This window comes from Hydrogenophaga sp. L76 (assembly GCF_057654755.1).
This window is the reverse complement of the sequence record NZ_CM172807.1, coordinates 92504-118543: the sequence shown is the minus strand read 5'-3', so window position 1 is coordinate 118543 and position 26040 is coordinate 92504. Positions and strand designations below refer to the sequence as shown.

The following is a 26040-nucleotide window of genomic DNA, read 5'->3' as shown; positions in this document are numbered from 1 at the left end:
AAGGGCACCGACAGTGCCCTTTTTCATGCCACGTGAGGCGCCACGAAGCGCTCGACCCACAACGGCAGCTGCTCGCGCAGGATGCGCAGCGCTGGCGCCTCCTGGCGCTGGCTGAGCGTGACCAGGCCGAAGCGCGCCGTGGCGTCCAGCGCGGGTGACACGTCCAGCCGCACCAGGTCGCCGGCCACGGCGTTGACAGTGAGCACGATGGCGTCGCTGTGGCGGGCGACCTCGACGATGTTCATGGTCTCGTCGCAGCGCAGCGTCACCATGTCGTCCGGGTTGGCCTGCGGCCCGTAGCGGTTGATGAGCAGCCGCGCCACCTCGTCGCTCAGGGGCGTGGACGCCACAGGGCAGGCCAGGATGTCGGCGAGACCCACCGGCCGCCCGCGCAACGCCAGCGGGTGGTCCGCCCGCACCAGAAACCCGGCATCCAGCTCGAACACCTGCGCCACCGTCAGGTCGGCCGCAGGCCGCAGGGAGCGCACGTCCACGATGGCCGCGTCCAGGTGCTGTGCCCGCAGCTCGTGCACCAGCAGCTCGGTGTGGCCGCGCGAAATCTGCAGCTGCAACCTAGGATGGTGTTCGGCCATGTGCAGCATCAGCGGCGTGGACAACAAGGCGCCGGGCGCCGAGCTCAGGCCCACGCGCAGGGTGCCGATCAGGCCGGCATGCAGGCCTTTGCCGGTTTGTTTGAGCGCTTCCGCATCACTCACCAGCCGCCGGGCGCGTTGCAGCACCTCGTGCCCGAACGGCGTGAGCGCGATGCGCCGCCCCAGGCGGTCGAACAGGCGCCCGCCCAGCTCGTCCTCCAGACCCTGGATGCTGCGCGTGAGCGCGGGCTGCGTGAGGTACAGGGCCTTGGACGCCTGCACGAAGGTCCCCAGCTCGGCCAGCACCACAAAGTGCCTGAGTTGCACGAGGGTCATCCCGAACCTCCATTCAAAGTCATGGGTTGTTGCTTATCAATGCATTGGACTTTAGTTCAGGCCCTTCCTAACATGCAACAAAGTTCATGTTTCAGGAGTAATTTGCATGGAACGACTCAGTGACGCCGCCATCCAGGCATTCACCCGCCTGCGCCGCGACATCCACCAGCACCCGGAGCTGGCCTTCAACGAACGCCGCACCGCCGCGCTGGTGGCGGCCCAGCTGGGCGCCTGGGGCTACGCGGTCACGACAGGCCTGGGCGGCACCGGTGTCGTCGGGCAACTGAAACGCGGTTCATCGGACCGCAGCCTCGGCCTGCGCGCCGACATGGACGCCTTGCCCATTGCCGAGGCCACGGGCGCGGCCTGGGCCAGCTGCACCCACGGCGTGATGCACGCCTGCGGCCACGACGGCCACACCGCCATGCTGCTGGCGGCTGCGCAGCACCTCGCCACGCAAGGCGAATTCGACGGCACGCTGAACCTGATCTTCCAGCCCGCAGAAGAAGGCGGTGGCGGCGCGCTGAAGATGATGGAGGACGGCCTGTTTCAGCGCTTCCCCTGCGATGCGATCTTCGCCATGCACAACATGCCGGGCTATCCGCAGGGCCAGCTGGTGTTCCGCAGCGGGCCGACCATGGCCTCGTCCGATTACGCCACCATCACACTGCACGGCCACGGCGGCCACGGCGCCATGCCCCACAAGGCGACCGACGTGGTGGTCGCGGCGGCCTCGCTGATCATGGCGTTGCAGACCGTGGTCTCGCGCCATGTCGATCCGATGCAGCCGGCCGTGGTCACGGTCGGCGCGGTGCACGCGGGCGAGGCCAACAACGTGATCCCGGCGTCGGCTCGGCTGGAGATCAGCGTGCGCGCGCTGGACCCGCAGGTGCGGCGCAGCGTGGAGCAGCGCATCCGCGAGCTGGTGATGCTCCAGGCGCAGAGCTACGGCGTGCGGGCCGAACTCGATTGGCGCCCGGGCTACGCGGTGCTGGTGAACGATGCGCAGCAGACCGCCCGCGCGCTCACCGTGGCACAGAAGCACTTCCCTGCGGAGCAGATCAACCCGCAGGGCCCCATGCTGACCGGCAGCGAGGACTTCGCTTTCATGCTCGAACACGTGCCCGGCAGCTACCTGTTCATCGGCAACGGCGCCGACGGCGAACCCGGCGCCTGCATGGTGCACAACCCGGCCTACGACTTCAACGACCTCAACATCGCCCCCGGCGCGGCCTACTGGATCGCGCTGGTGCAGGACCTGCTTTCCCCCACCCCTTGAGAACCATCACAGGAGACAACACCATGAACGCACGCATCCGCATCAAGACCCTCATCGCTGGCGCTGCGCTGGCCACCCTGGGCATGGCTGGCACCGCCGCCGCCCAGACCTTCCCCGCCAAACCGGTGACGCTGATGGTCCCCTACCCGGCCGGCGGCCTGTCGGACGTGATCGCGCGCTCGGTCAACATCACCCTGGGCAAGCAGCTCGGCCAGCCGGTGGTGATCGAAAACCTGGGCGGCGCCAGCGGTTCCATCGCAGCGCAGAAGGTGCTCAACGGTCCCTCGGACGGCTACACCGTATTTCAGGGTTCGCCCAATGAACTGATCCTGGCGCCGCTGGCGATTTCATCGATCAGGTTCAAGAGCGAAGACTTCCGCCTGGTGCAGATGATCGCCACCGCGCAGATCGCCTTCCTCGCCAAGAAGGACCTGCCGGTCAACACCGTGGACGAATTCGTGGACCACGCGCGCAAGGCCGCCAAAGACGGCAAGGCGCTCACGTTCGCCAGCGTCGGCCCGGGTTCGTTCTATCACCTGCTGGGTGAGCACCTGTCCAAGGTCACCGGCATCCCGATGATCCACGTGCCCTACAAGGGCGCAGCCCCCGCCGAGCAGGACCTGATGGCCGGCCAGGTGGACTTCTTCCTCGCGCCCTATGGGAAGAAGTACGACGAGATGCAGAAGCAGGGCCGCGTCAAGGTGCTGGCCATGCTCAACAGCGAACGGCTGGAGAGCGTGAAGCAGTACCCCGCCGTGAGCGAGAGCAAGCAGCTCAAGGACTTCACCTTCAAGATCTGGACCGGCTACTTCGTGAAGAAGGACACCCCGGAACCGGTGGTCACCGCGCTGCACAAGGCCATCACCGGCACGCTGGGCGATCCGGCCGTGCACTCCGCCCTCGAAGCCAACAGCCAGCTGCTGCCCAAACCACAGACGCTCGCCGAAGCCGACAAGGCCTACACCGACGGCACACAACAGTTCCGCGCCATCGTCAAATCCATCGGGCTGCAGGCACAATAAGTGCCTTCTTCCGTCGATCGGGAGAGACCGGCACCCTCAGGGAAAGCCGGCGCCGAAGGAGCAACCGCCCCGGAAACTCTCAGGCAAAAGGACCGATCGACGCACCGCGCCCATCCCGGCGCACAACTCTGAAGAGTGGCCGGAATTCGTCTCCCGGCCCACCGCAGGAGCAAGCCCGCCGTCACGGCGGGTGAATCTCTCAGGTCACAAACAGAGGGGGTCATGGCCCGCACACGGTGTGCGGGGCGTGCCCCTTTGTTTGACGGCCTTCAAAGAGATTCCCATGGCACAGCACCTCATCGTCATCGGCGGCGGCATCACCGGCGTCACCAGCGCCTACGCCCTGGCCCGTCAGGGTCACCAGGTCACCCTGATCGAAAAACACCGCTACGCGGGCATGGAAACCAGCCACGCCAACGGCGGCCAGCTCTCGGCCTCCAACGCCGAAACCTGGACCCACCCGTCCACCCTGCTCAAGGGCATCAAGTGGATGCTCAAGGCCGACGCGCCGCTGCTCGTGAACCCGAAGCCCAGCTGGCACAAGCTGAGCTGGTTCGCCGAGTTCGCGGCGTCCATCCCCAAGTACCGCGACAACACCATCGCCACCGCGAAGCTGGCGATCGCCGCGCGTGAACACCTGTTCGGCTGGGCGCAGGCGGAAGGCATTGATTTCGACCTGAAGCAGCAGGGCATCCTGCACATCTACCGCGACAAGGCCGGCTTCAAGCACGCGGGCGAAGTCAGCAAGTTGCTGGCCGAAGGCGGCCTGCCGCGCCGCGCCGTCACACCCGACGAGATGCGCGCCATCGAACCCACGCTGGCCGGCGAATACTTCGGCGGCTACTACACCGAGAGCGACAGCACCGGCGACATCCACAAGTTCACCCACGGCCTGTCGCTCGCCTGCGAGCGCCTGGGCGTGAAGCTGCTGACCGGCCACACCGTGACGCGGGTGCAGAGCGATGGCGCGTCCGCACAGGTCACGCTGTCCAGCGGCGAGGTGGTGAGCGGCGACGCGGTGGTGGTCTGCGCTGGCGTGCACAGCCGGGCGCTGGGCGCACAGCTGGGCGACCGCCTCAACGTCTACCCGGTCAAGGGCTACTCCATCACCGTGATGCTGAACGACGAAGCGAGCCAGGCCGCCGCGCCGCAGGTCAGCCTGCTCGACGACGAAACCAAGCTGGTCACCAGCCGACTCGGCGCCGACCGCTTCCGTGTCGCGGGCACGGCCGAGTTCAACGGCATGAACCTCGACATCCGGGCCGACCGCATCCGCCCGCTGGTCAACTGGGTCAACCAGTGTTTCCCGGGCGTGAGCACGCGCCGCGTCGAGCCCTGGGCCGGCCTGCGACCCATGATGCCGGACATGCTGCCGCGCGTCGGCCCCGGCAGAGCGCCCAACGTGTTCTACAACACCGGCCACGGCCACCTGGGCTGGACGCTCTCCGCCATCACCGCGCACCAGCTGACCGGGCATGTGGCGCAGTGGCAGGCGCAACAGCGCCACACGCGCCAGGTGATGCCCGCCCCCGCTGTCTGACGCCGCACGCGCAACCAGCGGCGATCAGCGGGTATGGCGCACGCCAGCCCGCTGGTGCGGCGGGCTTGGGCTAAGCTCCCTGTGTTACTCCCAGCCGAGCCGCCCATGCCCACCGATTTCCGCGTGCTGAGCGTCATCCCCCCGATGACGCAGCTCAACACGCCCTATCCCTCCACCGCCTACCTCACCGGCTTCCTGCGTTCGCGCGGCATCGACGCGGTGCAGGAAGACCTGGCGCTGGCGCTGGTGCTCCAACTGTTCACGCCCGCCGGGCTGGAAGCTGTGCGCGGCCGTGCGCTGGCCCAGCCCGAGGCGCAACGCTCGGGCAGCGTGCACGCCTTCCTCGACCAGTTCGCGGACTACCGCGCCACCATCGGCCCCGCCATCGCCTACCTGCAGGGTCGCGACTCGACGCTGGCCCACCGCATCGCCGCGCGCGGCCTGCTGCCCGAAGGCCCGCGCTTCTCGGCGCTCGACGCCTACGTGGACGACGGCAGCGGCGACCCGCTGGCCTGGGCCTTCGGCGCGCTCGGCGTGCAGGACAAGGCGCGCCACCTGTGCACGCTCTACCTCAACGATCTGGCCGACGTGCTGCGCGACGCGGTGGACGAACGTTTCGAGTTCGTGCGCTACGCCGAGTCGCTGGCCAGCAGCCAGCCCACCTTCGACCCGCTCGCGGCCGCACTGGCCGCGCCGCCCACGCTGGTGGATGACCTGCTGAGCGACCTGACGCTGGCCGCCATCCACCGCCACAAGCCCGCGCTGGTGCTGCTATCGGTGCCCTTTCCCGGCTCGGTCTACGCGGCCTTGCGCATCGCGCAGACCATCAAGGCGCACCACCCGCACATCCGCATCGCGCTGGGCGGCGGTTTTGTGAACACCGAACTGCGCGAACTGTCCGACCCGCGGGTCTTCGATTTCGTGGACTTCGTGACGCTGGATGCGGGCGAGCGGCCGGTGCTCTCGCTGATCGAACACCTTCATGGGCAACGAGGGCGCCAGCGCTTGCAGCGCACTTTTGTGCTCGAAGACAGCACTCACCCCAACCCACCCCCAGGAGAAAAGGGAGAAAAAACCAGCACGGCCACCGTGCGCTACGTCAACTTCGCCGAGCCCGACATCCCGTTCGAAGACGTGGGCACGCCCACCTGGGACGGCCTGCCGCTGGACCGTTACCTGAGCCTGCTCGACATGCTCAACCCCATGCACCGCCTGTGGAGCGACGGCCGCTGGAACAAGCTCACCGTGGCGCACGGCTGCTACTGGAAGAAGTGCAGCTTCTGCGACGTGAGCCTCGACTACATCGGCCGCTACGAAACCGCCACGGCAGAGAAGCTGGCCGACCGCATCCAGCAGATCGTGGAAGAAACCGGCCAGACCGGCTTCCACTTCGTGGACGAAGCCGCGCCGCCCAAGGCCCTGAAGGCGCTGGCCGAAGAGCTGATCCGGCGCCAGCTCAACATCTCGTGGTGGGGCAACATCCGTTTCGAAAAAACCTTCACGCCCGAGCTCGCCGAGCTGCTCGCTCAAAGCGGCTGCATCGCCATGAGTGGCGGCCTCGAAGTGGCGAGCGACCGCCTGCTCACGCTGATGAAAAAAGGCGTGTCGGTCGAGCAGGTGGCCCGGGTGACCAAGGGCTTTTCCGACGCCGGCATCCTCGTGCACGCCTACCTGATGTACGGCTTTCCCACGCAGACGCTGCAGGACACGGTGGACGCGCTCGAATACGTGCGCCAGCTGTTCGAGGCCGGCTGCATCCAGAGCGGCTTCTTCCACCGCTTCAGCTGCACCGTGCACTCGCCCGTGGGCATGGACCCGACGGCGTATGGCATTGAGCTGATCCCGCTGCCGCCGGTGAGCTTCGCCAAGAACGACATCGGCTTCATCGACCCCACGGGCACCGACCACGACGCGCTCGGCATCGGCCTGCGCAAGGCGATCTACAACTACATGCACGGCCTGTGCGTGGAAGACGATGTGCGTCGCTGGTTCGAGCACCTGCCGCACAAGGTACCCAAACCGACCGTGAGCCGGCACCGCATCGGCAAGGCGCTGGCCGCCGCGGCCCACTGACCCCGGCCAGAGGCCGCGCAGGGACGGCGCGGCCTCAGCGCATCATCTGCAGGTACGCGGTGGTCACCGCCACCTGGGATTCGTCCAGCGAGGTCGCCACGGTGGTGCCGAACGCCATGCGGTCGTCAATGGGCCAGACCTGCCCGACGGTGGTCGCGATCGCGTTGGCGAACGACACATCGCGGAAGCGGCCGAAGCGTGCGTCGTTGCGGCCATCGATCTGCTGGTCGAGCATCGACGCCAGAGACGGGGTGACGCTGCTGAGCACCATCACGTTGCGCGGACGAGTGGCGTAGGTGTTGACCGTGGCGCCGGGTTCGGCCCAGTTCACGCTCTGGAAACAGACCCGCACTTCCTGCGGGTTGCCGTTGCTGTCCAGGTAGACGTAGCGGTCCGCGCTGCCGGCCGTGCGCCCTTCGGGCAGGCGCACGCCGGCGGCCAGGAACGCGTTGAGCATGTCGTTGCCGCACAGCTGGCTGCCCGCCGGGGCGGTGCCGCCGTTGATCTGCCCGGTCGGGTTGGTGGCGCTGTCGCCGGGCGGGCGCCCCACGCCGTTCACGTAGGCCTCGTACGCCAGTTGCCAGCCCTGCACGAAGTCGGTGGACAGGCGCTGGTTGGCCGCGCTGCGCTGCAGGTCGCGGCCCACGGCCACGGCGCCCAGCAGCAGACCGATCACCAGCAGGGTGATGCTCAGCTCCACCAGGGTGAAGCCGCGCTGGCGATGGCCAGGCTTGGTGAGCTTGGCATTGGTTGGTCGATTCATGGTGCACACCCCGAAAACATATGTAGGACTCAGAAGCCGATGGCATCCGCGAGCAGCGCGTTGCGGTTGATGGAGATGGACAGGTCGGTGATCGCCGTGGTGCGGGCCGCAAATTCGGCGTGCGTGTCCTGGGCGTCCACCAGCGAGTCCACGGCCAGCCCCATGGCGACACCCGCAGCAATCCCGCCCGCCACCGCGGCGGCGATCCCGACCGCGGTCAGGCCGATCTGGAACGATCGTGCGCCCACGCTCATGGTGGTGTCGGCGGTGGCCGAGAGCATCGCCTGGGCGGCGTCGGCCCCGCCGGCAATGGCGCTGGTCACACCTGCCGTGGCGGCCGCGACGTCCGCCTCCGCCAGCTTGACCAGCACGTACAGCTGGTCCCGGTAGTCGTACAGGGCCCGCTCCAGCACGAACGCTCCGGTGGCGGCGTTGAAGTGGGCGTGTTCGGCCACCGACAGGCCCGTCTCGCAGCCCAGCAGGGCAAACAGCTCGGCGTGGCTGGCGGCGAGCACGGTGTCGTCGTAGGCGTGGGTCGCGCGGGTGCTGGACGATTCGAAGGTCGGCGACGCGTCGCTGGCCGTGGCGTTGGCGCCGTCAAAGGCCTGGCCGTTGCCGTCGGCGTCGAGCAGCCCCGGCGCGGCGATAGCGAACGCGGCCGGGCGGCGCACGCCCGCGGAGATCACCCCGAGTGACCCGGCGGGCGCGGTGGCGGCGTCCGAGGCGGTGTTCAGCGCCAGGCAGACATCCACCTGGTTGACCGCGGCGGCACCGCCCACGCCGCAGGGCGGCGCGTTGGCCGCATTGCATGCGCTGTTGAGCGGCGCCGCAACGTCGCCGGACTGGGTGGCACCCAGCAACCCCGCCGTGGCCACGGGCAGGGGCGGCGCGCTGCCATTGGGGGCGTTGCCGTTCTGCGGGCGGGGGTCGGGCGTGCGCACGCGCAAGGGGTTCATGCGGTCCTGCGCCACCGCCAGGTCGCGGTCCAGATGGGCTGTGGCCGAGGCCTCGCGGGACACGCCGTAGCGCAGCCGGCCGGCCTCGGGTCGGGGCAGAGCCAGCGTCTGCCAGGGCACATAGCCGACCTGGCGCAGCCCCCCGCCCGCGAGCGAGCAGGACTCCACGCCGTTGGCGTCGGCCGCCGGGCAAGGCAGGCGGTGCCGGGCGTACAGAAAACCCAGCACCGACTCGCGGGCCTGTTGTTGCGCATCCAGCTGCACGGCAGACACCCGCTGGCCGGCGGACTGCTGCCAGAACGCCACCGCCCCCCACACGATGAGGCCCAGCGCCAGCAGCGCCACCGAAATTTCCACCAGCGTGAACCCCTTCATCCGCTGTCTCATGGGTTGAGTCCTTTCGTGTCGAGTGCGATGGACTGGCTCAGCGCATCGGCCAGCGCGTTGAATACCCCGGCCGCGTAGGTGCTGGTGGCGACGAGCTTGGCCCTGGAGTCCACCAGCGCCTGCTGGGCATCCACCAGGTCCTGCGCGGCCAGCCCGACTTCCGTGACGGCCACGGCCATGTTGACGGCCGCGATGGCCACGGCGTAGACGGTCAGGCCTTCGGTGTTGGCCGCCGAGGCCAGCCCCACCAGAGTGCTGGTGGTGGAAATGGCCAGACCCATGGCGGCCATGGCCACGCCGGTTTCGGCGCCGCTCACGCCGTCTTCGGCCGTGGTCACGTCGAATTCGCGCAGCGACCAGTATTCCTGCATCACGCGGGTGGTGTCGTACTGGGCGAAGGCCGCCTGGGCCGAGCCCTGGGCGGCGCTCAGCCGCGCCACGCAGCCCAGGCGCGTGGACAGGTCGGCCGGCCCCACGGCCAGGCCGATGTCGTCGAAGCCCTCGTCCTGCGCGCGGCCCGGCAGGTCGAACCGCCACGAGCCGCCCGCTCCGACCCGGTTGTTGCCGTCGAACTGGCCGTTCATCCCCGGGTGCACCAGCGTGTAGGCCACCGGCAGGCTGGCCGTGATGTTGCCGGCGCTCAACACGCCGGCTGCCGTGGGATTGGCCGCGAAGCCGCGCAGCAAGCGGCACCAGTCCAGCCCGTTGACCGCCGTGCGCCGGGCCGCCGCCGAGGTGATCAAGCTGGTCACCTGCGTGGCTGCGGTGGCCGCGGCCGGCGCCTCGGCGGTGGCCACCGGCAGCACCGGCACGCCGTTGAAGTCGATGTTCAGGTCGGGCGATATCCAGGCCGCTCCGGTGGCGGCCAGGTCGGCACCACCACCGCGGTTCACGCCGTAGTGCAGCACGCTCATGTCGCTGCTCAGGCCCAGCGTTTTCCAGGGCAGGAAAACGGCATCGGCCGTGCCGCAGGCTTCCACCCCGCCGGTGTTGGCCGCGGAGCACGGGAGCCGGTGGCGCGTGAGCACGAAGCCCTCGACCGCCGATTGCGCCTCGCCCAGCTGGCGCCGCATGTCCTGCGCCGAGACGGGTTGTTGCGTGGCGGCAATCCAGCGCCAGAGCATCAACCCGATCACGCCGACGATCACCAGCGACACGCCCAGCTCGATCAGCGAGAAACCGCGCTGCCGGCGGCGGATGACAACGGGGCTCATCGCGTGCCCCCCTTCACATCGACGTTGATCAGCAGATCGGCGGCCGTGGTGGGCGACCAGGGCGTGACACCGGTGCCGGTGAGGTTGCAGGCCGGCGGGTTGTCGGCCTGGGCCTTCAGGTCGTCGTAGCGCTTCTTGGTATCCACTTCCATCTGTTGCGCGGCGCTGAGCTGCGTGTTCAAGCCGTCGAGCTGGCGCTGTATCGTCAGAGGCCTCATGTATCTGCTGTCTGCGTGGGGTTGCGTCGACCCCGTGTTACCGCCCGATCCATACAGGTCCCGCATCGCCGACTGCACGTACGGGCTGCTCTCATAGCTTCCCGCCGGGCAGGCCGGTACCGGGAGGGGCTGCGGGGTGCAGGCGATATAGGTCGTGGGCGGGTAATAGAAGTTGTAGGGGCCCAGGCTGCCATTGAAGAGAGCGCTGTAGGCCGACTGGTAGTTGCCGCGCGCGCCGTTGAGCACCGCCAGCGCGCTGGCTTCGGCGGTGATGGCGGCCTGCAGGTTCGCCCAGGCCTGGTTCCGCTTGACGATGGCGTTGTCGCGCTCCGAGGTGAGCGTGGTGACGTCGTTGAGCAGCGCCAGCTCACCCTGCTTGTTGCTGCGCTGGAGCTGCAGCGCTTCCTTGGTGGTCGGGTTCGTCTCGGCGGCGATCTGGATGTCCAGCGCGGCGATCTCCGCCTGCACCTGGGGTATCAGCGTGGTGCGGTTGGCCAGCATGTTGTTGTAGCGCACGACGATGTCGCTCCAGCTGTTGTATTCGTTCTGGTAGTTCACCCGGGAGGCCTGGGCCGCGGCGTAGTCCACGGCCTCCTGGTTCCAGGTGTTCGAGCGGTTGACCAGAAGGTTGACGGTGCCGTCGAGGTTGGACGACGAGCCGCCGTACCTCACCCAGTAGTACAGGGTGTTGATCGCGTTGGTCTTCGCGGTGTTCGCGCTGGCCAGTTCGATCTGCTTCTGCGCGATCTCGCCCTGCACGCGGGTGACCTCGGCCTTGGCCTTGTTCCACTCGGTCAGCGACGCGGCGAGCGCCGCGCTGACATCGGGCACGGGGCACGACACCGATTCCGGCGGCCGGCTGTTGTCGGCCAGCACCAGTGCGTTGCCCGCCATGATCGCGGCCGTGACGTTCAGGGCGATGGTCGCGGTGTTGGCCACGGTGGACGCACCGGCGAGCACGGCCGAGGCGATGTGCTGCGGGAAGGCGGCGCAGGCGTTCACCGCCAGGCCCAGCGTGGCGCCGCACAGCGTGGCCTCGGCCACCGCGTTGCCCGTGTCCGAGGCGGCTTCCACCACCGAAGCGGTCAGCTCCACCGCCGTGATCGCCGCGCCCAGGGCGGCGAAGATCACCGCCCGCTCGGCGGCGTCGATGCTGTCCTCGCGCATCTCGTCAACCTGATCCACCACGTCCAGCCCCAGCGCCACGGTGTCGATCGACTGCGCCAGCGGCTGGCAGTGGAAGGCCGACTGCAGGCTGGCGAACGAGCGCTCGCGCACCACATCGTCGTAGCTGCTGAGCAGCGGCGAGCGGTCGGGGTCTTCCACGGTATGGCCCGCCGAGGCGTTGACGCCGTCGAACAGCGAGCCGTCGCCGTCGGTGTCTTCCAGGCCCGGATGCACCAGCGCATAGGCCACCGGGCGCAGGGGCGCGGAAGTTACGTGGGCCATGCCCGTGCCGAAGGTGGCGACCGCGCCCTGCCCCACCCGCTGGCACAGGTCGGGCAGGGTGATGATGTCGGCCTGGTAGCTGCCGCCGCTGGCGGTGGTCTCGCGCATGGCCGCGAAGGTGGTCGCGTCCCCGTCGTACTCCAGCGGGCGCCAGTTGTCGCCCCTCAGCGCCAGGTCGTAGGCGGTGGCGCCGCGCTGTACCAGGTAGCGCAGTTGCGCCACGCCGACGCCCGCATCGGCCCCCGCCAGCTTGAGCGACACCGAAGGCAGCCAGCCCTTCTGGGCCCCCGCGGCACAGTCCTCCAGCCCGTCACGGTCGGTGTCGGGGCACGGCAGGCGCTGCATCACGGTGGCAAAGGTGATCACGGCGGTGTCTGCCTGGGACAGGGACGCGCGCTCCTGGCGCGAGCTCTGCAGCGCGGAGCGTTCGCGCCATTCGAGGTAGCCGACCAAGGCCAGCCCGCCCACGATCGCGATGAACAGCAACACCTCCAGCAGGCCCAGGCCACGCTGGCGGCGCCGGACTTTCAGGGTGGGCACACCGGCCCCGGGCGCCACACGCATCAGCCCCCTCCCAGCGAGTGGTTGACCGACTGGCGCACCAGGTCGTAGATCGGCAGCAGCAGCGCCACGATCAGGAAGATGAACAGCGCGCCGGCCAGCAGGATGAGCGCGGGCTTGATGATCTCGCCCAGCGACTTGACCACCACGTCCAGTCGCTTGCGGTATTCGCTGGCCAGGCGGTCAAGCTGTTTGTCCAGCGAACCCGACTCTTCGCCCACGGAGATCATGCGCACCGCCATGGCCGGAAACCCGCCCACGCGGCGCATCGAAGCGCCGATGCCTTCGCCGCGCGCCACGCCGTCGCGCACCCGCAGCAGGCGCTCGCGGTAGAACTGGTCGGTGGTGGCGCGGGACAACACGTCCAGGCTGACCATGAAGTCCAGACCGGCGCGCACCAGCAGGGCCAGGTGTTCGCTGATAAAGGCCATGCCCGAGGAGGTGGACAGGGTGCGCGCGATCGGCAGGCGGTGCAGCAGCTCGTGGCAGGCAAGCTTGAAGCCGGGGATCGAGCGGTACAGCCACATCAGCAGCAGGATCAGCAGCACCACACCGACCACGAACAGGACCAGGAACTGGACCAGCGCGTCCGACACGGTGATCAGCCACTGCGTGAGTGGCGGCAGCTTGGCCTGGAGCTGCTTGAACAGCTGGGCCATGTTGGGCACCACGTAGTAGAGCCAGAAGAAGCCCACACCCAGGATCGTGGTGAACACCAGCACCGGGTAGATCAGCGCCGTGCGGATGTCGCGGCGGATGTCGATCAGCCGCTCGATGTGCGAGGCCGACTCCAGCAGCATCCGGGGCAGCTCGCCCGACTGGTCGCCGATCTCGGCCAGGTTGCGCACGGTTTCGGGGAACACGTCGGGGTGGCGCGCGAACGCCTGCGGCATGCGCATGCCCGAGCCCAGGTCGGTGTGCACGCGCTGCGCGAGCTCGGCCACGCCGTCGTCGCCGGACTCGTCTTCCACCAGCGTCCTGAGCGCCTCCATCATCGGGACGCCCGCGTCCAGCATGATGCCCATGTCGCGCAGGAAACCGGCCAGGTCCTGCTGGCGCACGTGGCGGCGAAACAGCCGCAGCCGCAGGTCGTTGACGGCGGTGAACCAGGCCGGCAGGCGCACCAGGTTGAGCACGGCACCCTCGGTGGTCTGCTCCAGGCGCAGGCGTACCGAGTGGTCGCGCTCGACCAGCAGGCGCAGAAAGCCGCTCTTGACCTTGCCATGGGGCAGCAGCACGCGGTAGAAGTAGGTCCGCAGACCGGCGGCAGTGCTCATGGCTTACTCCAGTCCAATGGCGCGGCGCACCTCGTCGACCGTGGTCTCGCCCTGGAGTACCCGGTACCGGGCCAGGTGCACCATGGGCTTGAGCCCGCTGGCCTCGGCCAGCTCGCGGATGCGCGCCCGGGGCGCCTCGCCCACGATGGCGTCGGCCAGCTCGCGCTTGACCGTGAGGATTTCATAGACCGGCAGCCGGCCGCGGTAACCGGTGCCGCGGCAGTGGATGCAGCCGGCGCCGTGGTGCACCATCGAGACCGCCGGCCCGAGCCAGGCTTTTTCGTCTTCGGTCGCGGCGCGCTGGGTCTTGCAGTAGGGGCAGATGCAGCGCACCAGGCGCTGGTTGATGACCGCCACCAGGTTCTCCGCCACGGTCTCGGCGTCCACCCCGAGCAGCCGCAGGCGGGGCACCACGCCAAAGATGCCACCCACGTGCAGGGTGGAGAGCACCAGGTGCCCGGTGGACGACGCGTCAAGCGCGGCCCGTGCCGTCTCGGCATCGCGCACCTCGCCCACCAGGATGATGTCCGGGTCGTGGCGCAGGAAGTGCCGCATGGCGCTGGCAAAGTCGTAGCCGGCGCGCCGGTTCACCTCGGTCTGGCAGGCCACCGGCACCCGGTACTCCACCGGGTCTTCCACCGTCAGCACGTTGCGCTCCACCAGCGGCTGCACGCGCAGGGCGGCGTGCAGGGTCGTGCTCTTGCCCGAGCCGGTGGGGCCGGTGATCAGGATCAGTCCGTGCGGGCGGGCGAAGGCCTTTTCCATCTCGGCCACGTCGTCTTCCAGGAAGCCCAGGTCCTGCAGGCGGTCGAGGTCGCTGCGCTCGGCCAGCAGGCGCATGGCCACGCGTTCGCCGAACTCCGAGATCATGGTCGAGACCCGGATCGTGTAGGTGGCGTCCATCAGCTTGATGGTGAAGCTGCCATCCTGCGGCAGGCGCTGCTCGCTGGCGTCCATGTCGGCCTTGAGCTTGATGAACGACACCAGGCGGTCCAGCGAGGGCGGCATCGCAAACATCGGGCGCAGCACGCCGTCGATGCGCATGAGCACCCCGCGGCTGCGGGCGGTGGGGGCGAGGTGCACGTCCGTGGCGCGCTCGCGCACGGCGGTGTGCAGGATCAGCTCCATGAGCCGGTCGGGGCTGTAGGCGTGGTCGCGGTCGTCAGCGAGCTTGCGGATCTCGGATTCGATCAGCCGCTCGACCGGGTTTTCCTGGAAGTAATAGTGCTGGTGAATGGCGTCGATGACGGCGAAGAACTCGCCCTGCCAGAACACCACCTCCTGGCCCACGCGGCGCTGGATCAGCGTCGCCACGGCCTCGGGCTCCGCGTCGCCCAGCAGCACCCGCAGCTTGTCGCCCTCACGGCCCACCGGCAGGAAGTTGTGCGTCAGGCACAGGCTGCGGTTGAAGGCCGCGGCCACTTCCGGGTCGACCGCGGGCACCTCCCGGAATTCGATGCCGCGCTGGATCGCCAGCTGGCGCGCCAGGTCCTTGGCGCTGATGAAGCCGAGCTCCACCAGCATGCGCCCGAGCTTGTGCCCTTCGACCGCCTGCTTCTGGCGCACGTAGTCGATCACGACCTGGCTGACCAGACCGTTGGACACCAGCATCTGGCTGAAGCTGAGACGGGTTTCTTTCATGGGTTCCATCCCGGTATCACTGTTCTTGTACATAGAACTTCTCCAATAGCAGGCCGCTCAGGGGGTCCACCTCACCCGAGGGACTGAGGCCCAGTTCGTTCTGGAATTGCTGCAGGGCGCGCCGGCTGCGCTCGCCCCAGATGCCGTCCACTTCCCGGGGCAGCAGGCTGCCGTATTCGGTCAGCGCGATCTGGAAGCGGGCCGCGGTCAACCGTTTGTTCAGGGCGTGGCCGGCCTGGGGCGTGCTCCAGGTCAGCCAGGGCTGGCCCTGGCGGGTGTCCATGCAGACATCGGCCAGCCGGGCCAGGCGCGCACCCAGCAGCTGATGGGTCCTTTGCGCCAGGGGCTGGCTCACCACGATGCGCCCGGCGGGCTGTTCGGTGGCGGGCTCGCACCCGGCGCCAAAGAGGCCCTGGGCCGCCACCGTCTGCGGCGAGGGGGCCGGCGCTGTGCCGGGCAACGACGGGTTCAGCGCGACCGCCCGGGCGGCCACAGCATCCGCCTGCGGCTGCGCGCGGCCGGCATCCAACCCGCCAAAGCGCGAGCCCAGGGCCGCCCCGGTGGCGACCAGGCCGGCGAGGGCGGCGGCGACCAACCACGGCCGGCGGTCGCGCACCGGCGGCACCACGCGCACGACCGCTGCCGTGGGCGTGTCCACCAGATCGACCCGGCTGTCGTTGATGGCCTCTTTCATCAGGTTCGAGTCGATGACGTTGCCGTTGCGCGCCGCCAGTCCGTACAGGCAGCGGTCCATGATCAGATGGATCTGCCGGGGCACGCCCTGCGTTTCGCGCCAGAGCAGCTGGCAGGCATCGGTCTGCAGCACGAGCGAGCCATCGCTGCCGGACGACTCGAACCGGAACCGCACGTAGTCGGCGATCTCGGCGCTGGTCAGGCCGTACAGCCGCGAATGCTTGACCAGGCGGCTGCGCAGCTGGCGCAGGCTGTGCTGGGACAGCATCTCTTCGAGCTCGGGCTGGCCGGCCAGCAGGATCTGCAGCAGCTTTTCCTGGTCGGTCTCCAGGTTGCACAGCAACCGGATCAGCTCCAGCGAGCTGGCCGAGAGGTTCTGCGCGTCGTCGATGATCAGCAGGCAGGTCTTGCCGTCGCGGTGGTTGGCGAGCAGGAAGGTGTTGAGCGCGGCGATGTCGGACGACATCGCGCCGGTGCCTTCCAGACCGAAGTCCTGCAGCACGGCGGCCAGCAGCTCCGGCCCCTGCAGGAAGGTGTTGAACACCAGCGCGGAGACCACGTTCTTCGCCGCCAGGTCCGTCATCAGGCGCCGCACCAGCGTGCTCTTGCCCATGCCGACTTCGGCCGTGAGCAGTGAGAAGCCCTTGCGCGACAACACGCAATGCTCCAGCTCGACGAGCTGCTCGTCCAGGTGTGGCGTCGAGAAGTAGCAGCCCGCGTCGGGCGTGTAGGGAAAAGGGCTGCGCACCAGGCCCAGGGCGGTCAGGTGGCTGTTGGGGGTGTTCATGGCTGGGCCTCGCTGCGGGCCAGCTGATCCACCGCCGTGCGCAACACGGCCGAATTCGGGTTCTGACGCAGGGACTTGGCCAGCACGTCCCTGGCCTGGTCAAGGCGCAGGCGTTTCTTCTCGATGGCGGCCAGGTTGAGGCTGGCGTGTTCGTCGCCCGAGAGCTTGGCCAGCAGGCGCCGGTACAGGCGCTGCGCGCCGTCCAGATCGTCGGTCTGGTGGGCAAACCAGGCCTCGGCGCGCAGGCGGGCCACCGACGACTCCGGCAGCTTCGCCTGGATCGCCAGCAGCTGCTGGCGGGCCGTGTCCACATCGTGGCCAGCCAGCGCGTGGTTCAGCGCATCGAACAGGGCCGGCAACTCGTCGGGCACGGGCCGTGCCACAGGCACGCTCGCTGGGGGAGGCGCGCTCTCGGCGTCTCCCTTCCTCGCGGCGGCGGGCTCGGCGGACTGGCGTGCGTCCTGAGCATTCGGGACGTTCGACACGTTCTGCTCGGACGCGGCCGGCGCCCTGGCCGGGCCGGTCGCGGCCGGTGCCGGTACCGACAACGACGGCGAAAACACCAGTTGCGGCGAAGCGGTGGGCAGCGGCCGGTCCGCCTTGGGCAGGTCCACTTCAGGCAGATCCGCCACAGGCAAGGCCACCGGGGCAGCGCCCGGCAGCGCCGGAGCAGCGGGCGCAGGCGCAGGCGCCGCGGACGGCCCCTGCTGGGCCGCCAGGGCCAGGCTCACCATCCACCCGGTCAGCACCGCCACGGTCACGCTCCCCACGCCCCACAACACCGGCTCGGGGTTCCAGCCGCGCCGGACCGGCGCGGGCGTGGCCACGCCTGTCCTCCGACGGCCAGAGGGTTGTAACGGTGCCGCCTGCTGTTCGGTTTGTTTGAGGGCCTGGTAGATGAGGCTCATAGGAGGCGAACACGCAGCACGACGATGAGCTCACGGGCAGACTGGCTGGTGTTTTCCTTGGTGACCAGCTTTCCGAAGAGGGGCACATCCGACAGGAACGGCAGTCCGCCGTTGTTGTTGGCGCTCTTCTGGTCGATCAGGCCACCGACCACGACCACGTCGCCATCGTTCACGTTCAGGGTGGTGGTGAGGCCCTTGTAGGCCACCTGGGGCAGGCTCACGCGGTTGGAGTCGTTCACCTCGACCAGAGCCAGGCTGGAAGGGTCCACATCGCTTTGCACCGGGTTGATCAGCAGTTCGATGCGACCGTCCTCGCGGATCATGGGCAGCACGCCGACCATCACGCCGGAGAACACGGCGTCGGTCTGCACCTCGGACGAGGTGGTGGTCGCGCCCCCGCCGATGTTGTTCTCCGCCGAGCTCGACTTGGACACGTAGCGCTGGCTGGTGCCCACCGACAGCATCGCGGGGGTGCCGTTGCGCACCTGGATGTTCGGGTTGGACAGGATGCGCAGGTTGCCGAACGAACGCAGGGCGTTGATCACGGTCGATCCGCTGCTGTCCTGGTAGGCCAGGCCGCCGCCGGTCTGGCCCGTGCCCTGGCCGACCAGCCGGGCCGGAATGGTCAGGCTGCTCGCGGGGTAGTTGCGCGTGCGCGAAGAGTTGGGCAGATTGGCCACGCCACCGGCCAGTTCCAGCGCGCTGGAGCCGAAGTTCAGTGCGACCCGGCTGCGCAGCTGGGTCCAGTCGATGCCGAACTGGTAGCCATCGTTGAGCGTCACGTCGATCAGCTGCGCCTCGATGTAAACCTGCTTGGTCAGCATGTCCTGGGTGTTCTTGATGAGCTTTTCCACCGAGCGCATCTGGGACGGACGGGCCTTGACGAACAGCGTGCCGGAGGTGCGGTTCAGCGTGAAACCGTGTTGCTGGTTGGGCTGCACCACCTGGGTCGGGTCCTGGTTGCCGCGGGCCGCGGAAGCCGGGTCGACCACGGGCGAGCGGGCCTCTCCCAGGATGGTCTTGAGGTTGTTCTCGATCTCGGTGTAGGGGTCGGCCCGGTTTCCGGCCGCAGCACTCATGGACAGGCTGCCCGAGATCGCGGAGTTGGCGCCGGTGGCGTTCGAGCCGAACACGTTGCCGCCCGAGTTCAGCGACATCTGCGTGTTGATGTTGAGGAAGTCCATCGCGAAGAACTTCTCTTCGTGCAGCTTCACGCGCAGGGTCTGGTTGCGGATTTCGCCGGCCACGTCGTAGCTGCGCAGCAGCTCGTTGAAGGCCTCGCGCAGCGACACGTCCTTGAGGAACATGTCGGTCAGCGCACCCTGCTGCACCACCGCCGGCTCGACGATCAGGTTGACCTTGGCCGCGTCGGCGAAGGCGGTGAGGATCTGGCTGATGTTGCCGTTGGAGACGGCCACGCTGATGGTCTTGCCTTCCAGCGGGTCGTAGGTGGGGGCCGCGGGCTCCAGGGGTTTGACCGCCGCGGTGCGGCGCATCTCCCGCAGGATCTGCTCCTGCTGGGCCAGCAGCTTGGCCGACTCGGCGCGCGACACCTCCTGCATGCGCTTCAAGGAATCGACGTCGGGGTCGCTCAGGTGTTTGGCGCTCTGGGGCGGCGGAGCCACGCAGGCGCCCAGCAAGGCTGCTGAAACAATCGCGGTGGTGGTGGCCATTCCGGGCTTGAGCATGGAGATCTTGAAGTGGTGCATGGCGGTCTTTGAAGCGGAGAAAACGGTGAAGGAAAGGGCGGGGGCTCAGGGCAGGCTCTTGCGCAGCCAGCCGGCCAGCTGCGCCGGCGATTCGGAAAGAACGACGTCGTCGTTGGTGGCACTCACGGGGGTTCCGGGGCTGAACACACACGGGCCGGCGCTGGCATGCGGCGGGTCCAGCCGCTCGCCGTCACCGCTGCGGTCCTTGAGCGGCACCACGATCCAGTAAGCGACCGACGTCTGCCGGTTGGCGGTGCAATCCACCGCGCCGGCCACACCGCCGTCGCCGGTCAGGTGGGGCTGGTCGCTCGCCAGCGCCAGGCCGGCCACGTTGTTCAGGGCAACGATCAGGTCGCTCACGTCGCGGTGGTTCACATGGCCGGGCGCGTCGCCGGTGCGCTCCAGGTTGAGCGCCAGGTCCGCGTCGGCCGCGGCACTGGCGTTGGGCGCGCGGTACACGGCGTAACGGGCGCGGTATTCGGCCACGGGCAAGCCGGCGCCCACGCTCACATAAGGGAACCAGCCGATCCGGTTGCCGCTGCCGCAGACACCGCCAGCCAGACTCTCCAGGCCTGTGCCCGCAGCGCTGGTGTCGGGGCATGGCAGGCGCCCGTGCCGCACGGCGAAGGCGCGCAGCTGCGACTGCACCTGCCGGGCCATGTCCTGGGCCTGCCGGCGGTCCTTGCCATCGAGCACCGTGTCGTAAGCGGAAAAAGCGGCCCAGCTCAGCAAGCCGCCCACCACCAGCACCACGGCCATCTCCACGAAGGTGAAGCCGTGTTGCGCGCGGGTGCGGACGGGCCTTGTGCGCGCTCGGCTCAAGGGTGTTTCTCCCCGGCCAGCAGGTCTCGCGAGTACGACTGCATGGTCTTCGCGCCGTTGGCCATGCGGTCGCTGATGTCGCGCAGCTCGCCCAGGATGGCCTGGCGGCGCGCCACGTCCTGGGGCGCCGTGCTCTGGGCGATGCGGCCCAGTTCCTCGCTCAGGCGCTGGGTCGTCACGCTGTGCTGGATCATCTCCCGCATGACCTGGAAGTACCGCGGGTCGAACTGGCCCTGCCCCAGCGTCTCGATCTCGTCGAGCAGCCCCTGTGTCTCGGCCAGCGACAGCTGGGGCCCTTTGCTCAACAGCTCGTTGACCTTCACGCGAATCCGCACCCGGATCTGGCGGCGCTGCTCGCGCGTCAGGGCAGGGCCACTGGCCTGGGCCTGGGGGGCCACGGTCCAGGGGGCGGCGCTGCCTTCAGCGCCCAGCCCAGGCCCGGGCGGCGCGGTGCCGGTGGACGGCGCTGGCACATTGGCGGGCGAGCCCGGCAGGCCCGCGGGCGCGTCCAGCGCGCCGCCAGCCGGCAAACGGATCTGGGGTGCACCCGGCCGCGCCACCACCAGACCCGGCTCCGAGGCCGGCCTGGACAACCAGACGCCGGCCAGAAAGGCCAGCAGCAGCAGACCCAGCCCGCCTCCAACGATCACACCCTTGTTCATCAGTGGCCTTTGCCCCGCGAAGGAAAGGCGCCGAGCACGCGCAGGCGCTCCAGCGGAACGGCGACATCGATCTCTTCGCCACGGGCGGAGAACGTGACCGTCTCGATGCGGATGGACTTGACCACGAGGCCACCCGCCACCTGGTCGCCCACGCCCACCAGATACCCATCGACCACGGCCTTGCCTTCGCTGCCGTCGCGCAGCACCACACTCACACGCGGCAGGGCCACAGCCGAGAGCGCGACCCGCGCGGGCCGCGGGCTCCCTTTCACCGGCTTGGCCGTGGCCACCTCCAGCGGCAGGGCAAAGATGCTGCCGTAGTCCGCCTGCGCCTGCACGCCCTGGTCCACCGGCGTGACCGGCACCCGGCCGATCTGGGCCAGCCCGTACGGACGGCCCGCGGCCGCGCCGCGCAGGGCCACCAGCGCGGTTTTCACCTCGTCCTGCTCGCGCACCTGCTGCTCGCTCAGGGGACTGAGCGATACCTGCAGGGGCGGCATCGGCCGGCCATTGCCGCCGATCTGCTGGGCAATGCCCGCCATCGCCAGTACCAGCAGCGCCGTGGCGGCGGTGGTGAGTGTCAGGGCTGCGTATTTCATGGGCTGTATCACTGGATGCTGTACTCGGAAAATGACACCGCGCCGGGTGCCCGCCAACCGGCGGGCCACCCGATCACGGGCCAGGCACTCAGAGGCTCTTGCCCGGCTCGACGGGTTTCAACAGGTAGGCGAACGCGCCCGGTGAGCCGTCGTTGGGAGACACCGATTCGGCCTGCCAGCCCTGGGTCTGCAACTCGGCCAGAAAGCGGCGCAGTTCCCGGTTGGCCGGGCCGTCCACCACGCCGTCCACGCGGAAGCGGGGTTTGGCCTGGCTGTCGGTCCTGACCAGCTGGACACGCTGCACCCGCACGCCGGGGCGCGCCGCCTGGCGCACCGTGGCGAGCATCTGGATCGGGTCGTGGACCGCGGCGAAACCGAGTTGGCGCACGAAGCTGGCCGCCTCGGGATCGAGGGCCGAGGCACTCGCCTGGCCGACCTGGCTCACGCGCTGGCGCAACTGCTCCGTTTCGTCCTGCAGCGCCTGCAGGGTGGTCTGCTCCTGTGTGATCAGGTGGTTCGAGAAAAAGGCAAAGGCACCCAGCCCCACCGTCATCACCGCGATCAGCGCGGCCAGCGGCACCACATAGCGCTCGCTGAGCCAGGCCATGCGGCCCAGCCAGGGCGCCTGGATAGCGTTCGAATCCATCGCGTCGAGCAGGTTCGGCAGCACGGTGGCGCAGGTGGCCTCGCCGTTGAGGAACGACTCGTGCGGCATCAGGCGCACGTCGTTCAGGCCGGCTTCGGCCAGCCGCCCGAGCAGACCACGCTCCACGTCCAGATCGTCGGACAGCACACCGCCCCAGCACACGCCCTTGGGCGCGCCGGTCCAGCCACTGGCCTTGAGCTGCATCACCACGGTGCGCAAGGGGGCGTGCAGATCGGCGGGTTCGCTGCCGATCGCCGTCGCGCCGGCGTAATGCATCTTGCCGCCGGCCGCGCTGAACGCGTGCAACTGCGAGCCCAGGTGCAGCACCTGCAACTGCTCGTCCGCGGCCGGACCCTGGAACAGGCCCGCCAGCGGAACGATCAGGCAATGGTCGGGCTGCTGCTGCGACCAGGTCTGGAACTGTTGCCACAGCTCCAGCGGAATGGCGGTGTACAGCACCACGCTGCTGTCGGTGTGGCGTATCTGCCGGTGCACGAACACCTGCAGCGGGCCGTCCACGGCACCTTCGGCGCGCACTGCTTTTTCGATGATGGCCGCGGCGTACTCGGCCTTGCCCTTGCAGGCCTGCACACCGATCTGCGACTGGGCGAACTCCACCACGACGAGCGCGGGGCCCTTGACATCGGCCCAGGGCTGCAGCTCCCGGCACTGGCCCTGCGCGAGCTGGAACCAACCCTGCGCGCAGACAAGAATGATCTGGTCAGGTTTCATTGGGCACCCAACGGAAAGTAGACAACACCGGAGAGCTCCAGACTGAAGCCCCGGTCATCGGGCAGTGCCGGCGTGAACAGGCCCGCCGTGGGGCTGACCACCGACACGTCGAAACGATCGGCGGCAAACCACTGGAGGCCGCCACCGCCGAGCTGCTGGCCCAGCAGGCGTTCGGCCTCCAGGCGCGACACCGCCGACGGCGCACGCTGGACACGACGGCTGCTCCAGCGGGCGGGGTCGAAGCCCTCGCGCTCGGCCAGCGCGCGGATCTCGGCGTCCTGGCGCGCGTAACGCTCGCGCTGCTCCACCACGGGCATCAGGCCACGCAGCTGGCCCAGCTCCGCCCGGGTGGCGGCCACCTGTGCGCGGGCCTGGTTCAGCTGCGAGACCTGGCTCATGGCGAGCCAGGCCGCCACCGCCAGGGCGACAGTCACAGCGCCGAGGACGATCAGACGTCGATGACGAGACATGGCCATTTACTGATCCATCATCCAGTGGGCGGTCAGCAGCGTGACGCGGTCTTCGTCGTACTGCCGGCCCGTGGCGGTTGCCGCGTCAGGGTTGTTCGCCCCCACCGTGATGGCGTCGGTACCGCTCTGGTTGTTGCCGCCGATGTTGCTGGCGATCGTGTTGTTGGCCTCCCAGGACGTGCCCGGGGCATTGGCGTCGACGGCCTGGGTGTGGGCCGCACGGGCCTGGATGCGGAAGCGGCCTTCGCGCGAGTCGGGCTTGCCGTCGACCAGCTGGTCGATGTAGCGGGCCAGGTCGGGCGTCAGTCCACGCACCACCATCACGTTGCCGGAACCGCTGGCGGTGCCCGCCGGGTTCCACTGGAAACACACCTGCACTTCGGCGGAGTTGCCGTTGGTGTCCTGGTAGACGTAGCGGTCTTCGTGCCCTTCGCCGCGGCCCGGCGGCAGGCGCACGCCGTGGCGGGTCATGAGCGTGCGCAGCGTCTGCACGGCCAGCGTGGTGTCGCCCGCGCCAGACTGGTTGACGGCGTAGCCCTGGCCTTCGCAGATCTTGGCGCCGGTGCCGGTGAAGTTCTCGGGAATGCCGGCGACGGCCTGGCCGCCGTTGCGCTGGCACGCCCCCGTCCCGCCGATGGTGGTCTCGGCGCCGTTGATCATGTAGGTGGGCGCCTGCTGGCAGTCACCGACCACGGTCCCGGTGCGCTGGTAGTACTGGTCGTACGCCATCTTCCACTGCTCCAGGAATTTGTTGGAGACCTTGGTGTATTCGGCGTTGCGCTGCACATCCTTGCCGATGGCGATGGCGCCGATGATCAGGCCGATCACCGCCAGCACAAGGGTCAGCTCGATCAACGTGAAGCCCGACTGGGCGCCCCGGCGGGCTTTGTAAGAATGGGTCATGGCGTTGTTTCCTGAAGAATGGGGACGGGAGGTCACTGGTTCATCTTGTAGACGGCGACCACGGTCACCACCTGGCTCTCGTCGCGCTGGAGGTTGTCACCCGCGGCACCTGCGAGGCTGGCGGCCGTGTCGTCGTTGGTGCGGTTCCACTGCACGCCGGGCGCGTTCGCGATGCCGTTGTCCACGCCCTGCAGGCGGAAACGGCCTTCCTGGGCATCGGGCTTGCCGTCGACCATCTGGTCGAGCATGCGCGCCAGCTCGGGTGTGAGGCCCGAGACGATCATCACGTTGCCCGCGCCCTCGGGCTCACCGGGGTTGTTCCACTGGAAGCAGACCTGCACCTCCTGCGGGTTGCCATTGCTGTCGAGGTAGACGTAACGGTCTTCAAAACCCTCGGCACGGCCGGGCGGCATGCGGATGCCGGCCTGCGTCATCTGCGTGCGCAGGGTGGTGGCCGCGGCAGCGGTGCGCGCGGTCATGGCCGCGTTGTCGGCCTTGTCGCACACCCGGGGCGGTGCCACGACCGCGGTCATGTTGCCGCCCGAGATCGGGAGCACCCCGCCGGCCACGTAGGCGACGCCGTTGACCATCAGGCGCGGCGCCACCTGGTCGTCGCCCACGACCACGCCGGTGCGCTGGTAATACTGGTTGTAGGACTGCTCCCACTGGTCAATGAACTTGTTCTTGACCTTGGTGAACTCCGCATTGCGCTGGACATCCTTGCCGATGGCCATGGCACCAATGATCAGGCCGATGACGGCCAGCACCACCGACAGCTCCACCAGGGTGAAACCGCCTTGGCGTTGCTTTCCAGCAACGCCACCGAATCGCTCAAATCCACGCTTCATGAAGACTCTCCAGTGATTTTTTGTAACCGCCGCGAGTCTATGGAGTACGTTTCTGCTTAATCTGTCACAACCTGTCACAACTCAGCAATACCTTGATAAAGGTCCTGCAGACCTGTCAAAGTGGTGTCAGGCGTGATGTGTCGCACGCCGTGCTGCGGTGCACGGCGGCGTGTGTGGCACGGCGACCCGGGCAGGGTCCGGTGCCGGGCGGGGCGTGTTTATTCGAACCGCAGCGGGCTTGCCAGCCGGTAGCCCCGGCCCCGCACGGCGTTGAGCGCGTCCGCGGGAAAGCCCATGCCATCGAGCTTTCGGCGCAGGCGCCGGACGAGCGAAAACAGGGCGTTGTTGTGGTCGATGTCTTCTTCCAGTCCGGACCACAGCAGACGCCTGAGGGTCTCGCTTTCCACCACGGTGCCGTGTGACAAGGCCAGCGCGTGCAGCAGCATGGCCTCGCGGGCGGTCAGCTGGCAGGGCTCGCCACCGGGGCAGATCAGCTGACCCTTGGCGACCTGCAGCACCGGCAGGGGATCGGCCGGCTCAGACTCCGCGGCCAGCGGCTGGCCGCGTTTCACCAGGGCCGTCAGCGCCAGCTCCACCTCTTCCATCTCGGCGGGCTTGAGCATGTACACGTCGGCCCCGCAGCGCCAGCCGGCCAGACGATCGGCCGGCGAACTGCGCCCGGACAACATGACAATGCCCAGCCCCGGGTGGGCCGCTTTGACCCAGCGCGCCACCTCGGTGCCGCTTTCCTGGGGCAGTCCGACGTCGAGCAGCATCACGTCCGGCACGTGCTCGGCCAGGGCCAGGCGCACGCCCTGGCCATCGCTCACCGCGCGAACCCGCCAGCGGCCGCTGTCCTGGAGGAAGTCCACCAGGGCTTCGCGCAAATCGGTGAAGTCTTCACAGACCAGTACATCCCACATCCATCACACCTTGTCCCCGCCTGGCGGCG

General features: G+C 68.7%; 22 protein-coding genes and 2 riboswitches. Of the genes, 4 read left to right on the top strand and 18 right to left on the bottom strand.

Annotated features, from left to right (window positions below; genetic code table 11):
- Positions 1–23: 23 nt before the first annotated feature.
- The gene (locus AC23D4_RS00555) at positions 24–929 is read right to left on the bottom strand and encodes a LysR family transcriptional regulator (protein ID WP_472888821.1); all 906 of its coding nucleotides are present in this window, start codon (positions 927–929) and stop codon (positions 24–26) included.
- Positions 930–1035: 106 nt separating this feature from the next.
- Here AC23D4_RS00555 and AC23D4_RS00550 point away from each other — a divergent pair, with 106 nt between their 5' ends.
- The 4 genes from AC23D4_RS00550 to AC23D4_RS00535 all read left to right on the top strand — a co-directional run bounded on the left by AC23D4_RS00550 (position 1036) and on the right by AC23D4_RS00535 (position 6843).
- Positions 1036–2208 (top strand): M20 aminoacylase family protein, encoded by a 1173-nt coding sequence (locus AC23D4_RS00550; protein WP_472888822.1) that lies wholly within the window; start codon positions 1036–1038, stop codon positions 2206–2208.
- 23 nt (positions 2209–2231) lie between these two features.
- Positions 2232–3230 carry a Bug family tripartite tricarboxylate transporter substrate binding protein gene (locus AC23D4_RS00545; RefSeq protein ID WP_472888823.1) on the top strand — a complete coding sequence of 333 codons (999 nt, stop codon included), beginning with the start codon at positions 2232–2234 and terminating at the stop codon, positions 3228–3230.
- 8 nt (positions 3231–3238) lie between these two features.
- Positions 3239–3335: riboswitch (glycine riboswitch) on the top strand.
- 13 nt (positions 3336–3348) lie between these two features.
- Positions 3349–3454: riboswitch (glycine riboswitch) on the top strand.
- A gap of 59 nt (positions 3455–3513) precedes the next feature.
- Positions 3514–4770 carry a D-amino acid dehydrogenase gene (locus AC23D4_RS00540; RefSeq protein WP_472888824.1) on the top strand — a complete coding sequence of 419 codons (1257 nt, stop codon included), beginning with the start codon at positions 3514–3516 and terminating at the stop codon, positions 4768–4770.
- 105 nt (positions 4771–4875) lie between these two features.
- Positions 4876–6843 (top strand): B12-binding domain-containing radical SAM protein, encoded by a 1968-nt coding sequence (locus tag AC23D4_RS00535; RefSeq protein ID WP_472888825.1) that lies wholly within the window; start codon positions 4876–4878, stop codon positions 6841–6843.
- A gap of 34 nt (positions 6844–6877) precedes the next feature.
- Here the strand turns inward: AC23D4_RS00535 and AC23D4_RS00530 are convergent, their stop codons facing one another.
- The 17 genes from AC23D4_RS00530 to AC23D4_RS00450 form a co-directional block, all read right to left on the bottom strand.
- On the bottom strand, positions 6878–7606 hold the full coding sequence (locus tag AC23D4_RS00530) for a type II secretion system protein (RefSeq protein ID WP_472888826.1): 729 nt from the start codon (positions 7604–7606) through the stop codon (positions 6878–6880).
- A gap of 29 nt (positions 7607–7635) precedes the next feature.
- Positions 7636–8949: a type II secretion system protein gene (locus AC23D4_RS00525; protein ID WP_472888827.1), complete on the bottom strand. Its 1314-nt coding sequence runs from the start codon at positions 8947–8949 to the stop codon at positions 7636–7638.
- The gene (locus AC23D4_RS00520) at positions 8946–10163 is read right to left on the bottom strand and encodes a type II secretion system protein (RefSeq protein WP_472888828.1); all 1218 of its coding nucleotides are present in this window, start codon (positions 10161–10163) and stop codon (positions 8946–8948) included. Before AC23D4_RS00520 ends, AC23D4_RS00525 begins: the two co-directional genes overlap by 4 nt.
- Complete coding sequence (locus tag AC23D4_RS00515) at positions 10160–12394, bottom strand: type II secretion system protein (RefSeq protein WP_472888829.1); 2235 nt, start codon at positions 12392–12394, stop codon at positions 10160–10162. Before AC23D4_RS00515 ends, AC23D4_RS00520 begins: the two co-directional genes overlap by 4 nt.
- On the bottom strand, positions 12394–13668 hold the full coding sequence (locus AC23D4_RS00510) for a type II secretion system F family protein (RefSeq protein WP_472888830.1): 1275 nt from the start codon (positions 13666–13668) through the stop codon (positions 12394–12396). The genes AC23D4_RS00515 and AC23D4_RS00510 overlap by 1 nt, the downstream gene beginning before the upstream one ends.
- A gap of 3 nt (positions 13669–13671) precedes the next feature.
- Complete coding sequence (locus AC23D4_RS00505; protein WP_472888831.1) at positions 13672–15309, bottom strand: GspE/PulE family protein; 1638 nt, start codon at positions 15307–15309, stop codon at positions 13672–13674.
- A gap of 16 nt (positions 15310–15325) precedes the next feature.
- Positions 15326–16789: an AAA family ATPase gene (locus tag AC23D4_RS00500; protein ID WP_472888832.1), complete on the bottom strand. Its 1464-nt coding sequence runs from the start codon at positions 16787–16789 to the stop codon at positions 15326–15328.
- Positions 16786–17616: a tetratricopeptide repeat protein gene (locus tag AC23D4_RS00495; RefSeq protein ID WP_472888833.1), complete on the bottom strand. Its 831-nt coding sequence runs from the start codon at positions 17614–17616 to the stop codon at positions 16786–16788. The genes AC23D4_RS00500 and AC23D4_RS00495 overlap by 4 nt, the downstream gene beginning before the upstream one ends.
- Before the next feature lie 77 nt (positions 17617–17693).
- Positions 17694–19406, bottom strand: coding sequence for a pilus (MSHA type) biogenesis protein MshL (mshL, locus tag AC23D4_RS00490; RefSeq protein ID WP_472888834.1), 1713 nt, complete (start codon positions 19404–19406; stop codon positions 17694–17696).
- A 45-nt stretch (positions 19407–19451) separates the two neighbouring features.
- Positions 19452–20228 (bottom strand): type II secretion system protein, encoded by a 777-nt coding sequence (locus AC23D4_RS00485; RefSeq protein ID WP_472888835.1) that lies wholly within the window; start codon positions 20226–20228, stop codon positions 19452–19454.
- Positions 20225–20890, bottom strand: coding sequence for a hypothetical protein (locus tag AC23D4_RS00480; RefSeq protein ID WP_472888836.1), 666 nt, complete (start codon positions 20888–20890; stop codon positions 20225–20227). The genes AC23D4_RS00485 and AC23D4_RS00480 overlap by 4 nt, the downstream gene beginning before the upstream one ends.
- Positions 20890–21489 (bottom strand): hypothetical protein, encoded by a 600-nt coding sequence (locus AC23D4_RS00475; protein ID WP_472888837.1) that lies wholly within the window; start codon positions 21487–21489, stop codon positions 20890–20892. Before AC23D4_RS00475 ends, AC23D4_RS00480 begins: the two co-directional genes overlap by 1 nt.
- An 88-nt stretch (positions 21490–21577) precedes the next feature.
- Positions 21578–22867 (bottom strand): hypothetical protein, encoded by a 1290-nt coding sequence (locus tag AC23D4_RS00470; protein WP_472888838.1) that lies wholly within the window; start codon positions 22865–22867, stop codon positions 21578–21580.
- Positions 22864–23337: a hypothetical protein gene (locus AC23D4_RS00465; protein ID WP_472888839.1), complete on the bottom strand. Its 474-nt coding sequence runs from the start codon at positions 23335–23337 to the stop codon at positions 22864–22866. The genes AC23D4_RS00470 and AC23D4_RS00465 overlap by 4 nt, the downstream gene beginning before the upstream one ends.
- A 6-nt stretch (positions 23338–23343) precedes the next feature.
- Positions 23344–24240 carry a type II secretion system protein gene (locus AC23D4_RS00460; RefSeq protein WP_472888840.1) on the bottom strand — a complete coding sequence of 299 codons (897 nt, stop codon included), beginning with the start codon at positions 24238–24240 and terminating at the stop codon, positions 23344–23346.
- Positions 24241–24272: 32 nt separating this feature from the next.
- Positions 24273–25088 (bottom strand): type II secretion system protein, encoded by an 816-nt coding sequence (locus AC23D4_RS00455; protein WP_472888841.1) that lies wholly within the window; start codon positions 25086–25088, stop codon positions 24273–24275.
- 218 nt (positions 25089–25306) lie between these two features.
- Positions 25307–26011, bottom strand: a complete 705-nt coding sequence (locus tag AC23D4_RS00450) for a response regulator transcription factor (protein WP_472888842.1) — start codon at positions 26009–26011, stop codon at positions 25307–25309.
- Between the last annotated feature and the right edge of the window lie 29 nt (positions 26012–26040).

What these genes read in the sequence shown, in the direction of transcription:
- AC23D4_RS00550 (WP_472888822.1), top strand. Translation starts at nt 1,036, where the DNA reads ATGGAACGACTCAGTGACGCCGCCATCCAGGCATTCACCCGCCTGCGC.
- AC23D4_RS00515 (WP_472888829.1), bottom strand. Translation starts at nt 12,394, where the DNA reads ATGCGTGTGGCGCCCGGGGCCGGTGTGCCCACCCTGAAAGTCCGGCGC.
- AC23D4_RS00470 (WP_472888838.1), bottom strand. Translation starts at nt 22,867, where the DNA reads ATGAAACCTGACCAGATCATTCTTGTCTGCGCGCAGGGTTGGTTCCAG.
- AC23D4_RS00520 (WP_472888828.1), bottom strand. Translation starts at nt 10,163, where the DNA reads ATGAGCCCCGTTGTCATCCGCCGCCGGCAGCGCGGTTTCTCGCTGATC.
- AC23D4_RS00480 (WP_472888836.1), bottom strand. Translation starts at nt 20,890, where the DNA reads ATGAACAAGGGTGTGATCGTTGGAGGCGGGCTGGGTCTGCTGCTGCTG.
- AC23D4_RS00505 (WP_472888831.1), bottom strand. Translation starts at nt 15,309, where the DNA reads ATGAAAGAAACCCGTCTCAGCTTCAGCCAGATGCTGGTGTCCAACGGT.
- AC23D4_RS00530 (WP_472888826.1), bottom strand. Translation starts at nt 7,606, where the DNA reads ATGAATCGACCAACCAATGCCAAGCTCACCAAGCCTGGCCATCGCCAG.
- AC23D4_RS00460 (WP_472888840.1), bottom strand. Translation starts at nt 24,240, where the DNA reads ATGACCCATTCTTACAAAGCCCGCCGGGGCGCCCAGTCGGGCTTCACG.
- AC23D4_RS00545 (WP_472888823.1), top strand. Translation starts at nt 2,232, where the DNA reads ATGAACGCACGCATCCGCATCAAGACCCTCATCGCTGGCGCTGCGCTG.
- AC23D4_RS00500 (WP_472888832.1), bottom strand. Translation starts at nt 16,789, where the DNA reads ATGAACACCCCCAACAGCCACCTGACCGCCCTGGGCCTGGTGCGCAGC.
- AC23D4_RS00510 (WP_472888830.1), bottom strand. Translation starts at nt 13,668, where the DNA reads ATGAGCACTGCCGCCGGTCTGCGGACCTACTTCTACCGCGTGCTGCTG.
- AC23D4_RS00455 (WP_472888841.1), bottom strand. Translation starts at nt 25,088, where the DNA reads ATGAAGCGTGGATTTGAGCGATTCGGTGGCGTTGCTGGAAAGCAACGC.
- AC23D4_RS00450 (WP_472888842.1), bottom strand. Translation starts at nt 26,011, where the DNA reads ATGTGGGATGTACTGGTCTGTGAAGACTTCACCGATTTGCGCGAAGCC.
- mshL (WP_472888834.1), bottom strand. Translation starts at nt 19,406, where the DNA reads ATGCACCACTTCAAGATCTCCATGCTCAAGCCCGGAATGGCCACCACC.
- AC23D4_RS00535 (WP_472888825.1), top strand. Translation starts at nt 4,876, where the DNA reads ATGCCCACCGATTTCCGCGTGCTGAGCGTCATCCCCCCGATGACGCAG.
- AC23D4_RS00475 (WP_472888837.1), bottom strand. Translation starts at nt 21,489, where the DNA reads ATGAAATACGCAGCCCTGACACTCACCACCGCCGCCACGGCGCTGCTG.
- AC23D4_RS00540 (WP_472888824.1), top strand. Translation starts at nt 3,514, where the DNA reads ATGGCACAGCACCTCATCGTCATCGGCGGCGGCATCACCGGCGTCACC.
- AC23D4_RS00555 (WP_472888821.1), bottom strand. Translation starts at nt 929, where the DNA reads ATGACCCTCGTGCAACTCAGGCACTTTGTGGTGCTGGCCGAGCTGGGG.
- AC23D4_RS00525 (WP_472888827.1), bottom strand. Translation starts at nt 8,949, where the DNA reads ATGAGACAGCGGATGAAGGGGTTCACGCTGGTGGAAATTTCGGTGGCG.
- AC23D4_RS00465 (WP_472888839.1), bottom strand. Translation starts at nt 23,337, where the DNA reads ATGTCTCGTCATCGACGTCTGATCGTCCTCGGCGCTGTGACTGTCGCC.